At 63.3% G+C, this 11,848-nt stretch carries 16 protein-coding genes; 10 read left to right on the forward strand and 6 right to left on the reverse strand.

Translation table 11 applies throughout. The features are described 5' to 3' along the window. Window positions 1-3 precede the first annotated feature (3 nt). The 4 genes from MU848_RS02610 to MU848_RS02625 all read left to right on the forward strand — a co-directional run bounded on the left by MU848_RS02610 (window position 4) and on the right by MU848_RS02625 (window position 3,604). Entirely contained in the window at window positions 4-423 is a 420-nt protein-coding gene (locus MU848_RS02610) for an OsmC family protein (protein WP_247230049.1), read from the forward strand. After that, window positions 420-1,205, forward strand: a complete 786-nt coding sequence (locus tag MU848_RS02615) for a tyrosine-protein phosphatase (RefSeq protein WP_201515893.1) — start codon at window positions 420-422, stop codon at window positions 1,203-1,205. The genes MU848_RS02610 and MU848_RS02615 overlap by 4 nt, the downstream gene beginning before the upstream one ends. Beyond that, window positions 1,205-3,031 carry a cobaltochelatase subunit CobT gene (gene cobT / locus MU848_RS02620; protein ID WP_097092597.1) on the forward strand — a complete coding sequence of 609 codons (1,827 nt, stop codon included), beginning with the start codon at window positions 1,205-1,207 and terminating at the stop codon, window positions 3,029-3,031. The genes MU848_RS02615 and cobT overlap by 1 nt, the downstream gene beginning before the upstream one ends. 102 nt (window positions 3,032-3,133) lie before the next feature. After that, window positions 3,134-3,604, forward strand: a complete 471-nt coding sequence (locus MU848_RS02625) for a GreA/GreB family elongation factor (protein WP_247230052.1) — start codon at window positions 3,134-3,136, stop codon at window positions 3,602-3,604. Between the two features lie 52 nt (window positions 3,605-3,656). Here the strand turns inward: MU848_RS02625 and MU848_RS02630 are convergent, their stop codons facing one another. The 3 genes from MU848_RS02630 to MU848_RS02640 form a co-directional block, all read right to left on the reverse strand. Further along, window positions 3,657-4,148 (reverse strand): Dps family protein, encoded by a 492-nt coding sequence (locus MU848_RS02630; RefSeq protein ID WP_097092599.1) that lies wholly within the window; start codon window positions 4,146-4,148, stop codon window positions 3,657-3,659. A gap of 134 nt (window positions 4,149-4,282) precedes the next feature. Continuing rightward, complete coding sequence (locus MU848_RS02635) at window positions 4,283-4,849, reverse strand: TMEM165/GDT1 family protein (protein ID WP_247230054.1); 567 nt, start codon at window positions 4,847-4,849, stop codon at window positions 4,283-4,285. Between the two features lie 15 nt (window positions 4,850-4,864). Beyond that, entirely contained in the window at window positions 4,865-5,194 is a 330-nt protein-coding gene (locus tag MU848_RS02640) for a hypothetical protein (protein WP_097092601.1), read from the reverse strand. 208 nt (window positions 5,195-5,402) lie between these two features. On the opposite strand from MU848_RS02640, the gene rpmG reads away from it, so the two are divergent. Further along, a complete protein-coding gene (rpmG, locus tag MU848_RS02645) occupies window positions 5,403-5,570 on the forward strand; it encodes a 50S ribosomal protein L33 (RefSeq protein WP_007687342.1) in 168 nt (55 codons plus the stop codon). Window positions 5,571-5,729: 159 nt separating this feature from the next. Here the strand turns inward: rpmG and MU848_RS02650 are convergent, their stop codons facing one another. Together MU848_RS02650 and MU848_RS02655 are read right to left on the reverse strand one after the other, a co-directional pair. Then, window positions 5,730-7,601, reverse strand: a complete 1,872-nt coding sequence (locus MU848_RS02650; RefSeq protein ID WP_247230056.1) for a PhoX family protein — start codon at window positions 7,599-7,601, stop codon at window positions 5,730-5,732. A 147-nt stretch (window positions 7,602-7,748) separates the two neighbouring features. Continuing rightward, on the reverse strand, window positions 7,749-8,111 hold the full coding sequence (locus MU848_RS02655; RefSeq protein ID WP_176502242.1) for a response regulator: 363 nt from the start codon (window positions 8,109-8,111) through the stop codon (window positions 7,749-7,751). Between the two features lie 72 nt (window positions 8,112-8,183). Between MU848_RS02655 and MU848_RS02660 the strand changes: the two genes are divergently transcribed. The 5 genes from MU848_RS02660 to MU848_RS02680 all read left to right on the forward strand — a co-directional run bounded on the left by MU848_RS02660 (window position 8,184) and on the right by MU848_RS02680 (window position 11,425). Next, on the forward strand, window positions 8,184-8,480 hold the full coding sequence (locus MU848_RS02660) for a DUF3572 domain-containing protein (protein WP_247230058.1): 297 nt from the start codon (window positions 8,184-8,186) through the stop codon (window positions 8,478-8,480). After that, window positions 8,477-9,139 (forward strand): HAD family hydrolase, encoded by a 663-nt coding sequence (locus tag MU848_RS02665; RefSeq protein ID WP_247230060.1) that lies wholly within the window; start codon window positions 8,477-8,479, stop codon window positions 9,137-9,139. Before MU848_RS02660 ends, MU848_RS02665 begins: the two co-directional genes overlap by 4 nt. Further along, window positions 9,129-9,593 carry a RidA family protein gene (locus tag MU848_RS02670; protein WP_247230062.1) on the forward strand — a complete coding sequence of 155 codons (465 nt, stop codon included), beginning with the start codon at window positions 9,129-9,131 and terminating at the stop codon, window positions 9,591-9,593. The genes MU848_RS02665 and MU848_RS02670 overlap by 11 nt, the downstream gene beginning before the upstream one ends. 70 nt (window positions 9,594-9,663) lie before the next feature. Continuing rightward, window positions 9,664-10,299: a glycerophosphodiester phosphodiesterase family protein gene (locus MU848_RS02675; protein ID WP_247230099.1), complete on the forward strand. Its 636-nt coding sequence runs from the start codon at window positions 9,664-9,666 to the stop codon at window positions 10,297-10,299. Further along, a complete protein-coding gene (locus MU848_RS02680) occupies window positions 10,292-11,425 on the forward strand; it encodes a GNAT family N-acetyltransferase (protein WP_247230064.1) in 1,134 nt (377 codons plus the stop codon). Before MU848_RS02675 ends, MU848_RS02680 begins: the two co-directional genes overlap by 8 nt. 4 nt (window positions 11,426-11,429) lie before the next feature. On the opposite strand, the gene MU848_RS02685 is transcribed toward MU848_RS02680, so the two are convergent. Beyond that, on the reverse strand, window positions 11,430-11,726 hold the full coding sequence (locus tag MU848_RS02685; RefSeq protein WP_247230066.1) for an SEL1-like repeat protein: 297 nt from the start codon (window positions 11,724-11,726) through the stop codon (window positions 11,430-11,432). Window positions 11,727-11,848: the final 122 nt, after the last annotated feature.

Below are 11,848 nucleotides of genomic sequence, written 5' to 3' on the forward strand. Positions count from 1 at the left end.
GCGATGATCGTCGTCGAGCGCATCGCGCCGGATGGCAGCGCGCACCGGGTCAACATCCGGGGCCATGAGTTGATCGTCGATATGACGCCGCCCGATGGCCATGACGCCGGTCCTGATCCGCATGACCTGTATGATTCGGCATTGGGCGCATGCAAGGCGATGACGATGCTTTGGTATGCGCAGCGAAAGGGCATTCCGGTCGAGGACATCCATGTCGGCGTCATCCGCGATGCGAGCGAGGAGCGGGACGGCATCTATCGGCTTACGACGCGGATCGCGCTAGGCGGGCCATTGACGCAGGAGCAGCATGATACGCTGATCGGCGTCGCCGCGCGCTGCCCCGTTCACAAGCTGATGAGCGAGGTGGAGACACGGATCGAAACCGTCGCCGTGCCGCCTGTCGGCGAGGCTGAGCGGCCGTGACGGAGACCAACGCTCCGGTTGGTCCCGGCCGCCGCCTGCCGCTGGAGCGCGCGTTCAACCTGCGCGATTTCGGCGGCTATGCGACCGCCGATGGGCGCGTCGTCCGGCGAGGCATGTTGTTCCGGTCGGGCACCATGGCACTGCTGAGCGAAGCGGACGCGGCGCATTTGCGTTCGCTCGGCATCCAGGCGATCTGTGATTTCCGGCGAGGCAATGAACGGAGCGCGGAGCCGACGCTCTGGCATGGAGCGGAAGTCGATTATTTCTGCCGCGACTATAGCGAAAGCAGCGGCGTCCTGGGCGAGATGCTGAAGCGCAAGGACGCGACCGCGCAGGACATGCGTCACGCGATGATTGCGCTGTATCGCGCCATCCCGCTGGACCATGCCGCATCCTATCGCGCGATGTTCGCTCAGATCCTGGCCGGACGCGTGCCGATCATCATCAACTGCTCGGCGGGGAAAGACCGCACTGGTGTCGGCGCTGCGTTGATATTGGCAGCATTGGGCGTGCCGCGGGAAACGATAGTCGATGATTATTTGTTGACCAATGAACATGCCGACTGGGATTGGCTGCTGACCCAACGCAGCACGCTGGTCGCGCGGGCATGGTCGGCACGGGCCGAGGCGCTGGAGCCATTATTGACCGTGGATGAAGCGTATCTCGACAGCTTTTTTGCCGAGCTGGACAGCAGCCATGGCGGCATTGAAGGATATTTGGCCGGTCCGCTGGGGATGGACGAGGGCGCGCGGCAACTGCTGCGAGAAAGGCTGCTCGACTGATGGCGGAGCGTTCGCCCCTGGATGCTTTCAAGGACGTGCTGTCCGGCGCGGCCCGGTCGATCGCGCGCGATGCGGAGGTCGAGGTCGGCTTTACCGCGGACGCCCCGCATATGGCGGGCAAGGCGATCAAGGTGCCGACGCCCGGCCGCAACCTGCCCCCCGACCAGGTCGCGCTCGCCCGGGGCTTTGCCGACGCCAATGCGCTGCGGCTGCGGCATCATAATCTGAAGCTGCATGCCAACGCTGCGCCAGCCGACGCCACCGCGCGCGCCGTCTATGACGCGGTCGAGCAGGCGCGTGTGGAGGCTATCGGGTCGCGGGCGATGGAAGGCGTGCGGGCCAACCTCAACCATGCGCTGGAGTTGCGGCTGAAGTCCGATCCGCTGCGCCGGGCACGCTCTGCCGATGAAGTGCCGCTGTCGACAGCGCTCGCGCTCAAGGTGCGTGAGCGGCTGACCGGCCAGGCTATCCCAAAGGATGCGACCGGTGGCATGGCCATGGTCGATGCCTGGATCGAGGAGAAGGCAGGCGCCGACCTTGATGCGCTGGGCCTCGCCATCGACGACCAGCGCGCTTTCCAGAAGCTCGCCCAGGCGATGCTGGAGCATCTTCAGCTGGTCGAAAGCGACGCGCCGCCCCCCACCGACGAAGAGGAACCGCAGGACGAAGGCGAGGACGAGGAAGAACAACAGGAAGAAGGCGATTCGGGCGAAGAGGAGTCCGGCGACAGCGACATGAACGCCGAGGCGCGGGCCGAGGACAAGGGCGGCGACACCGAAGAAGGTGAAACCGAATATAGCGACGATTTCGACGCCGACAGCGATCAGGGCGCCGACGACATGGGCGATGAGGGCATGATGCCCGTCCGGCCCAACCGGCCGATGTCCGATCTGCCGCCGGGCTTCGACTATAAGCCCTATACGATCGCGCATGACGAGATCGTCACCGCCGATGATTTGTGCGACGAGGATGAACTCAATCGCCTGCGCGGCTTCCTCGACCAGCAGCTGGTGAGCTTGCAGGGAGCCGTCACCAAGCTCGCCAACCGGCTGCAACGCCGGTTGATGGCGCAGCAATCCCGGTCATGGGACTTCGATCAGGAGGAAGGGCTGCTCGACGCTGCCCGGCTCGCGCGGATCGTGATCGATCCTACCCGGTCCCTCTCCTACAAGGTCGAGCGGGACACGGAATTTCGCGACACGGTGGTGACACTGCTGATCGACAATAGCGGCTCCATGCGTGGACGGCCGATCAGCATCGCGGCGATCAGCGCCGATATCATGGCGCGCACGCTGGAGCGCTGTGGCGTCAAGACGGAGATATTGGGCTTTACCACGCGCGCCTGGAAGGGCGGACAGAGCCGGGAGGATTGGCTCGCGGCCGGACGCCCGCCGATGCCGGGGCGGCTCAACGACCTGCGCCACATCATCTACAAGAAGGCGGACGAGCCCTGGCGGCGGGCGCGACGCAACCTTGGCCTGATGATGCGCGAGGGGCTGCTCAAGGAGAATATCGACGGTGAGGCGCTGCTCTGGGCGCATCAGCGGCTGATCGCGCGTAATGAGGAACGCCGCATATTGATGGTGATTTCCGATGGCGCGCCGGTCGATGATTCGACGCTGTCGGTCAACAGCGGCACCTATCTGGAGCGCCATCTGCGGCAGGTGATCGAGTGGATCGAGAATCGCTCCCCGGTACAGCTGGTCGCGATCGGCATCGGGCATGACGTCACCCGCTATTACCGGCGCGCCGTCACCATCATGGATGCCGAACAACTGGGCGGGACGATGGTGGAGCAGCTGGCGGGACTGTTCGACGAAGATTAGCAGGTCAGCCGTGCCGTTCAGCTGAGTTCATGCCTTGAAATGACCATAGGCGCTCTCGACCTCTTGGGAGGGCGCGGGGTACGCCTTGTTGAGGAGAATGTCATGAGTGTCGCTTTTCGCCGCGAGAGCGACGAGGAACATCTGGAGCCCACATTCGAGATACCGATCCCGCCCGGCCCCAATTGGGTGACGCAGCGAGGATTGCGGCTGACGCGCGAGAAGGTGGAAGCGCTTGAAGCGATCGATACCGCGGCGATGAGCGAAGACGATGCGAAGAAGCATAAGCGCGAGCTGCGCTACTGGCGCACGCGGCTGGCCACAGCGGATTTGAGGCCCGTTGCGGATGGCGACGCTGTCAGTTTTGGCGTGCGCGTTACCTATCGGCTCAACGGCCAGAAGAAGACCGTCTCGATCGTGGGGGACGACGAAGCCAACCCCAATGAGAAGCGGATCAGCTTTTCCTCCCCGCTAGCCCGCGCGATGATGGATGCCGAAGCGGGGGAGCAGCTGGATTTCGGTGGAAAAGCCGATGCAGTGGAAATCCTGTCGGTCGAGCCGATCAAGGAGGATTGAAGCGCACGTGGGCGCAGAGACATTGCTCTGCGCCCATGGACAAGATGATAGATCAGCCGTTCCGGCCAGCCTCGAACAGGAACCAGGCGCGTTCTTCCGCCTGATCGGTCCAGTCGTCGACAATGCCTTCCGTCGCGTTGTCGCCCGCCTCGGTGGCGGCGGCCTTCGCGGCACGCAGCGATTCGACGAGGCGCAGATTATCTTCCCGCAGTTCATTCAGCATGTCGGCGGGATTCACATATTCCGCATCATTGTCCTTGAGGGACTGGCGGCGGGCAATGTCGCCGATCGAGCGGAGCGTCGTATTCCCGGTCTTGCGCACGCGTTCGGCAATGGCGTCGGTTACGGCCAGGATCTGCGCCGCCTGCTCATCGAACATCAGGTGGTAATCGCGAAAATGCGGGCCTGAGACATGCCAGTGGAAGTTCTTGGTCTTGAAATAGAGCGCATAGCTATCCGCGAGCACGCCGTTGAGCGCTTCGGCCACGGACTTGGTGGCGTTGCTGCGCAGGTCGGTGGGAGTCTTGAGATCGGGGGCTGTCATGTCTTGCTCCTGGCTCGGTGAAATGATTTCGCGGGTATAATGATCTGATGGCGATAAGGTGCCATGGCAAGACGGGAATTACCCGCGGAAATGATCGCTTAGACTGATCCAAGCAATCGATCAGAGGCAGTCGGTCAGGCGAGTTGCAAAGCCAGGACGGCGAGTGTCAGGGCGACGATCAGCATCAATAGGGCGACGCTGACGCGGATGGCTCTGATCGGCCCCGCAGGCAACATCCGTTCCCGCAGCAGCACGACGGGAACAAGCGCGGCCATAACGCCCAGCGTTCCGCCGACCGCTGCCAGGACCGGCTCTGCGGTGCGAGTCGCCAGCCCCACGATCAGGAATTGGGAACCATCACCAAAGCCGAGAATGAAGAGACCCAGGGCGGCCGTCAGGAAAGGGCCTGTCGGCCAGTCGGCAAGCGGGTCCGGCGCTTTCACCCGCCATAGCAGGCCCACGCCCAGGAAAAGCACGGCCAGCGCCAGAAACAGCAGGCGCGCGTCCGCGCTAAGCATCGGCGCGAGGAAGGCACCCGCAACGGCGGCTATGGCCGCGTTGACGGATGCGGCCAGCATGATCCCGGCGATGATCGCGCCGTCACGCCGAAAGCGGGTCGCCAGGGCCAGCACCAGCAGTTGGTTTTTGTCACCTATTTCAGCAAGGAAGCATCCGAGCAGCGCGGTCAGCAATGCATCCACGGGCAGCGGCGGCTATCAGAGGGAAAGCGTCGGTGCAGACACCGCTAGGGATGCCGGAACAGGCATGGGCAACTGCGGCGCATCAGCCATTTCCGTGGCGATCGCGTCGCGCATCAGATCGAGATAGGACAAGATGACTGGCCCCGTACCCTGCAGCGACAAAGCCGATTGCAGCGTGTCGGCAAGGCCTTCGACGCTGTCGATATGGTAGGCGCGGGCGACATGGCGGATCTGGTCGACTTCGTCACGCAAGCTCGGCAGGCTAACCTGACCACGCTGGCCCGCAAGGCCGTCGACGCGGCGTAGCATGTCGGCGAGAATGGCCAGCATCGGATCGTGTCGCATGGGAAGCTTTCCCCCTGTCCTGTTGCTCCGATGACTAGATGCACCGGAACCGGTTAAGGCCGCGTAAAGTCTAGCATGCAGCCTGCCCCGCTGCCACGCGCGTATTGACATTATCCCGAATCTCCCTCATGGGCGGCTGCTGAAACGGGGCGGCCCTTCACGGGGCCGCTTCTCTTTTTCACGATATTCACGACCAGGAACCAGGGCCATGGCCAAGCCAGCAACTGTCAAGATTCGCCTCGTCAGCTCGGCTGACACCGGCTTCTTCTACGTCACGAAGAAGAATCCGCGCACGAAGACCGAGAAGCTGAGCTTCCGTAAATATGACCCTGTCGTGCGCAAGCATGTCGAGTTCAAGGAAGCCAAGATCAAGTGATCTGACGGCGGGTTTGCCCGCCTCGGTCGATTGACGGCTGAACGAAAAGGCCCGCCCCTTGTGGGAGCGGGCCTTTCCTTGTTCGCTGCGGGCGTTTCGGTACGCCGCGAGCCGAAAAGAGGAGGGGCGTGTGTCCCCCTCCTCTCTTGGCGAAGCTGATCAGTTGCCGACGGGCTGACCATCCGTGCGCGTCACGACGATGGTCGAGGAGCGGGGCTGCTGACCCGCCACCGGCCAATTGCCCGTGGGATGCTGAATGTTGACGAAGAAGGTCTTGAGGTCCGGCGTGTAGGCGATGCCGGTGATCTCGCATCCCAGAGGCCCAACCAGGAAGCGCTTTGACTGCTTGCTGGTCTGATCGACATAGAACATCGCATTATGGCCGAAGGCCTGATCAATGGTCGTGCCGGTGACGCCGGAATTGCCAGGGACGCTGTGATCGGTCTGTACCCAAAGGCGGCCTTGCGGATCGATGCGGATGCCATCGGGGCTGGAGAAGGTATCGCCCTTGATGTCGCCCACCAGGTGCTGACCGCCCGAAGAGAGCTTGGGATCGCCCGCCAGCAGGAAGATTTCCCAGGTGAAGGTCATCGCCAGCGGCGAATTGTCTTTTTCCTTGAACTTGATGATGTGGCCGTGAAGGTTGCGCGTGCGCGGGTTGGCCGCATCGGTGACCTGACGGCCACTATTGTTGGTCAGCGTGCAATAGATCGCGCTGTTGTCAGGCGCGACGGTCAGCCATTCGGGACGATCCATCACGGTGCCGCCAGCAACGCGCGCCGCCGCCTTGGTGTTGATCAGCACGTCAGACTGGCTGTTGAAGTTGACGATGACCGGCGCAGGCGGCGTCGTGCTCTGGCTGACATTGCCGGGGTCCGACGCGCCGGGCAGCAGGCCGTTCTGACCCTGCTCCAGCGCCCGCCATTCACCCGTGCCGTCCGCGTTGAAGCGCGCGACGTAAAGGGTGCCATGATCAAGCATGTCGGTGTTGGCCGCGCGGTTCGTCGCGCTGTAGGGGCGGTCGCACACGAATTTGTAGATGCAGCCGGGCGTGCCGTCGTCGCCCATGTAGAATGCGACGCGACGGTTGCTGTCCGTCATGTGCGCGACATTTTCATGATCGAACCGGCCAAGCCCGGTGCGCTTTGTCGGCGCGGCCAGTTCCTGGTAGGGATCGATCTCGACAACCCAGCCATAATTATTCTGCGGTTGCGTGGGGTCGAGATAATTGTCCGTCGATTCCTCGCAGGTCAGGTAGGTGCCCCACGGGGTGCGGCCCGACGAGCAGTTGTTCAGCATGCCCTTGATCGTGCCCGACAGCAGGCCTGACCCCCGGCCGCTCGCCTTGTAGCTGCTGTTGCCGGTGTAGCGCTTGTTATAGCGCGAACCCGCCTTTACCGCCCATTTGCCATCCGAACCCTTGGCGACTTCGACAACGGAGATGCCGACCCCGGAAAGGGCGAGGGCCTTCTGATCCGCGCTGGCCGTCGCTGCATTATAGCTACCGGAAAAGAGGATGTTGTAGTCAGGCAGTTCATGGTTGATGGCGAGCAGCCCGCCGACGTTGGGGTCGACGCCCGAAAGTTCGAAATATTCCATCCCGTCATGGTTGCCGCCCGCCCATTTTTCCGCGTCGGCAGGGGTCGGGAAGCTGCCCGAATAGGGCGTGCCTGCTTCGACCGAGTCACCAGCCTTCAGCAGGACATCTACGGTGTAGCCGTTGGGCACCGTGACGGTGTCATTCTGATTTGCGGCAACCGGTGCAAAGGCGATGGCGTAGCTGGGCGCGGGGGCCGGAGTCGGCGTAGGGCTGGGCGTGGGGCTCGGCGACGCGGAATCATCGTCATCATCTCCGCAGGCAGCCAAAGCGCCCATCATCGGCAGGATGGAAAGGCCGAGCAGGCCGTTTTTCAACACCGAGCGGCGGCCGGGATTGGCGGCGACGATCGCCTCCAGGCAATTGTCGCCCGCTTCGATCCTGGGTTCTGCATCGCGAAATGGCGCACGCGCCTCGTCGGTGAGGTGAGACATGATTTTACCCTGTTCCAGATCGGACTGTCGGCGGGATGCCGCGTCCTTGAGCCGGAGGCTTGGCAGAGGCGCATGTAACCGGCGCTTCACTTCAGGGTCAGGGGCGTGAAATCTCCGTTACGATCAGATGACGACGGCGCCAGCACGTCACAGCAGGGCGTTCACCTGTTCGATGAAGCGCAAGACGGAGATGGGTTTGGACACATAAGCCTGCGCTCCTGCAGCCCTCAGCCGATCTTCATCCCCTTTCCCGGCATAGGCGGTCACCGCCATGACCGGAACGGCAGCAAGCCGTGGATCGCGCTTCAGCGAGACGATGAGGTCGAGGCCACTGACATGAGGCAGATGGATATCGGTGATGACGAGGTCCGGGCGAAACTCCAGCGCCTGCACCACCACATCGCGCCCGTCACGCAACGGCAACACTTCATGACCATGGGCGCGCAGCAGGTCGCAAAAAAGTTTGAGATTGAGTTCGTTGTCCTCGACAACGAGCACGCGCTTTGCCACCAGTCACCCGCGTTAAATGAATGCGCATTCGAAAAGCGCGCTGATACAACCGCCCCTTGCCGAGAATCAATCATGCGTCCCGATAGCCCCGATAGCAAGCGACTTGGCCCGGCCGATGACGAAGACGCCTCGACGCTTGCCCTGATGGCGCTGGCCTGGACGCTGGGCGATGAACCGCGCGCGGATCGGCTGCTCGCGCTGACGGGGCTCGATGCCGATACGCTGCGGGCCGGGATCAACGACAAGATGGTGTTGCGAGCGGTGCTGGACTTTCTGGCTGATCATGAGCCGGACCTGATCGCCTGCGCCGACGCGATCGATACGACGGCCGAGAAGCTGATTGCCGCGCGGCGGGAGCTGGGCCGATGAGCCGCCCGCTGGTCATCACCGACTGCGATGAAGTGCTGCTGCACATGGTCGTCCCGTTTCGCGAGTGGCTGGACGAGCATCATGACGTTCATTTCGACATGCGCGAACGCGGCTTTGCGGATGCGCTGCGCCACAAGGACAGCGGCATCCCGCTGGAGCGTGAGCTTGTCTGGCAACTGCTGGTCGGATTCTTCGATACCGAGATGCATCGCCAGATGCCGATCACCGGGGCAGTCGAAGCGATCGGCAGGCTGGCCCGCGTCGCCGACATCGTCGTCCTCACCAACATCGGCGAGCGGCATCATCAGCAGCGGGTGGAGCAGCTGGCCTCCCATGGACTGGATTTTCCGGTCCACTGGAATCACGGACCAAAGGGCGCTCCTCTGGCCGCGATCGTCGCCGACAGGCAGCCTTCGGCGGCCCTTTTCATCGACGATCTCGCTGAACATCATCAATCGGTTGCGGAACATGCACCCGGCGTCTGGCGGTTGCATATGGTCGGCGAACCGGAAATCGCGGCGGATATCGATGCCGCGCCTTTCGCGCATGCCCGGATTGATGGCTGGGCAGCGGCCGAGACGTGGATCAATGAGCGGCTGGCCGAAGGGCCTGCGCCTTCCAATCTTCAATCCCAGATGGAGTCTAAAAATGAGCGTTGAAGCCCGCCTTGCCGAACTCGGTATCACGCTGCCGGAAGCCGCCGCGCCGGTCGCAGCCTATGTCGCGGCTGTCGAAGCAAACGGCCTGCTCCACATTTCCGGCCAGATTTCCCTTTCGGAAGGGCAATTGATGACGGGCCGCCTCGGCGAGGATCGCGAGCTTGATTATGGCGTCAAGGCTGCGCGGGCCTGCGGGCTTAACCTCATCGCGCAGATGAAGGCCGCGCTCGGCAGCCTGGATCGTGTCGAGCGGATCGTGAAGCTGGGCGCGTTCATCAGCAGCGCCCCGGGCTTCACCGACCAGCCGAAGGTGGCGAACGGCGCGTCCGAATTGATGGTCGAGGTGTTCGGCGAGGCAGGCAAACATGCCCGCAGCGCCGTCGGCGTGCCGGTACTGCCGCTCGGCGCGGTTGTAGAGATCGACGCGGTCGTCCTTGTCCGGCCTGCGGCCTGATCTTTCCTTCCTGACAGCCCGCCCCTTCGCCCATCGCGGGCTGCATGGGGCGGGCGCCAGTGAAAACGGCATGGCCGCGTTCAACGCGGCCATCGCGCAGGGATATGGCGCCGAATGTGACGTCCGGCTGAGCCGGGATGGCGTCGCGATGGTTTTCCACGATGCGGCGCTATCCCGGGTGACGGGGGTCGATGGGGTCGTTGCCGCGCGAAGCGCCGCTCAGCTCGGACAGCTGAAGCTGAAAGACGGCGGCGGCATTCCTCGGCTGAACACATTGTTGCAAGCGTGCGGGCAGGCCGTTCCGCTGCTGATCGAACTCAAGGTGATGGGCCGCAATGTCGCGCCCCTTTGCGCCGCAGTGGCGCGCGATCTAGGGAAGCACCCCGGCCTGCAGGCCGCCGTCATGTCCTTCAACCCCATCGCGATGCGCTGGTTCGCCCGCAACATGCCGCAGGCCGTGCGCGGACTGGTGGTGACGGAACAGGGCCAGCCGGGCTGGCGGGGAGCGGCACGGCGCGGCCTTGCACTTTGGGTGGCGAGACCCGACTTTATCGCCTGTGACGTGCGTGATCTTCCTTCCCGTTTTGCTGCCGAGGCGCGCGAGCGCGGGTTGCCCGTGTTGAGCTGGACAGTGCGCACCAAGTCAGAACATGTCGTGGCGGCGGCGCATGCAGACCAGATTATCTTCGAGGTCCCGCGTGACTGAATGCGTGGTGCGGATGGCTGGCGGCGTTGCGGAATTGCCGCGCGAAGAGTGGGATGCCTGCGCCGGGACCGCCAACCCCTTCATGAGCTGGGACTTTCTCGCCGCGCTCGAGCGGTCGGGCAGTGTCGGCACGGGAACGGGCTGGCAGCCTCTGCCCATGCTGATCGATGGTGCAGACGGGCGGATTGCCGCGGCCGCGCCGCTCTATGGCAAGACGCACAGCCAAGGCGAATATGTGTTCGATCATGGTTGGGCGGATGCGTGGGAACGGGCGGGTGGACAATATTATCCCAAGATCCAGCTTGCCGCGCCCTTCTCTCCAGTGGCGGGCCCTCGTTTGCTGCTCCGCGATCCGGCTCTCGCCCCGGCGCTGATCGCAGGCATAGAAACACTGGTCGAACGCAATGATCTCTCGTCCGCCCACGCGACCTTTGTCGAAACGGCACAGGTTCCATTGTTCGAAGCGGCAGGCTGGCTGATCCGTGAAGATAGTCAGTTCCACTGGATCAATCGCGGCTATGGCGATTTCGACGATTTCCTCGCCAGCCTGTCGAGTGCGAAGAGGAAGAATATCCGCAAGGAACGGGCTCGCGCGGTCGAAGGGCTGGAGATCGTTCATCTGACCGGCGGCGACATTGGCGAAGAGCATTGGGACGCCTTCTGGCACTTTTACCAGGATACCGGATCGCGCAAATGGGGGCGGCCCTATCTGACGCGCGACTTTTTTTCGATGCTGGGCGAAAGCATGGCCGATCGGGTGCTGCTGATGCTGGCGATGCGCAATGACAGGCCGATCGCGGGCGCGCTGAACCTGATTGGCGAAGACGCGCTATATGGCCGCTACTGGGGGTGCATTGAGGACGTGCCCAACCTGCATTTCGAGCTCTGCTATTATCAGGCGATAGACGTTGCCATCGCGCGCGGGCTGGCGCGAGTGGAAGCCGGCGCGCAAGGGGGCCATAAGCTGGCGCGGGGATATGGGCCTGAACCCACCTATTCGGCGCATTTCCTGCCGAACGCATCTTTCCGCCGGGCGGTCGCCGATTTCCTCACCGCCGAGCGCGCGGGCGTGCAGAACGACCGCATCTGGCTTGCCGAACGAGCGCCGTTCCGCAAGCAAGGTTAAAGGATCAGGCGGCGCGGAGTTGGCTGGCGGCGATCCAGGCCCGCGCCTGGCGCTGCGCTTCGGCGATTTCGCGTGCGGTCATTTCCTCGGCGATTTCGGCACGCATCGCCTGCCCCTCCTCGCTGCCGCGCGAGGCCGCCAGATTGAACCATTTATGCGCTTCGATCAGATCGACGGGCATGCCGCCGGTGCCACAGCTATAGGCGACACCAAGCTCGAAACATTCTTCAGCCGATTGCCAGCCTGTGGCCGGGCGGCGGCTTTCCATCAGAAACTGAGCACTCTTCAGACTATTGGCCATGACCGAATCCCCCTGTGGATTTCGACATAATGGTTTTCGACAGGCGGCACGGTGCACCGGCAGGGGATAAAAAATGGTTAACGCAGATTGGCGGGATGAAACGGCAACCGCCGGAAACAGGG

Origin of the sequence: Sphingobium agri (genome assembly GCF_023051225.1) — a bacterium.
Lineage (GTDB): Bacteria > Pseudomonadota > Alphaproteobacteria > Sphingomonadales > Sphingomonadaceae > Sphingobium > Sphingobium agri.

Bases quoted from the DNA above. Each gene is read 5' to 3' on its own strand.
- MU848_RS02610 (WP_247230049.1), top strand. From the start codon at position 4: ATGATCGTCGTCGAGCGCATCGCGCCGGATGGCAGCGCGCACCGGGTC.
- cobT (WP_097092597.1), top strand. From the start codon at position 1,205: ATGGCGGAGCGTTCGCCCCTGGATGCTTTCAAGGACGTGCTGTCCGGC.
- MU848_RS02625 (WP_247230052.1), top strand. From the start codon at position 3,134: ATGAGTGTCGCTTTTCGCCGCGAGAGCGACGAGGAACATCTGGAGCCC.
- MU848_RS02630 (WP_097092599.1), bottom strand. From the start codon at position 4,148: ATGACAGCCCCCGATCTCAAGACTCCCACCGACCTGCGCAGCAACGCC.
- MU848_RS02640 (WP_097092601.1), bottom strand. From the start codon at position 5,194: ATGCGACACGATCCGATGCTGGCCATTCTCGCCGACATGCTACGCCGC.
- rpmG (WP_007687342.1), top strand. From the start codon at position 5,403: ATGGCCAAGCCAGCAACTGTCAAGATTCGCCTCGTCAGCTCGGCTGAC.
- MU848_RS02650 (WP_247230056.1), bottom strand. From the start codon at position 7,601: ATGTCTCACCTCACCGACGAGGCGCGTGCGCCATTTCGCGATGCAGAA.
- MU848_RS02660 (WP_247230058.1), top strand. From the start codon at position 8,184: ATGCGTCCCGATAGCCCCGATAGCAAGCGACTTGGCCCGGCCGATGAC.
- MU848_RS02665 (WP_247230060.1), top strand. From the start codon at position 8,477: ATGAGCCGCCCGCTGGTCATCACCGACTGCGATGAAGTGCTGCTGCAC.
- MU848_RS02670 (WP_247230062.1), top strand. From the start codon at position 9,129: ATGAGCGTTGAAGCCCGCCTTGCCGAACTCGGTATCACGCTGCCGGAA.
- MU848_RS02675 (WP_247230099.1), top strand. From the start codon at position 9,664: ATGGCCGCGTTCAACGCGGCCATCGCGCAGGGATATGGCGCCGAATGT.
- MU848_RS02685 (WP_247230066.1), bottom strand. From the start codon at position 11,726: ATGGCCAATAGTCTGAAGAGTGCTCAGTTTCTGATGGAAAGCCGCCGC.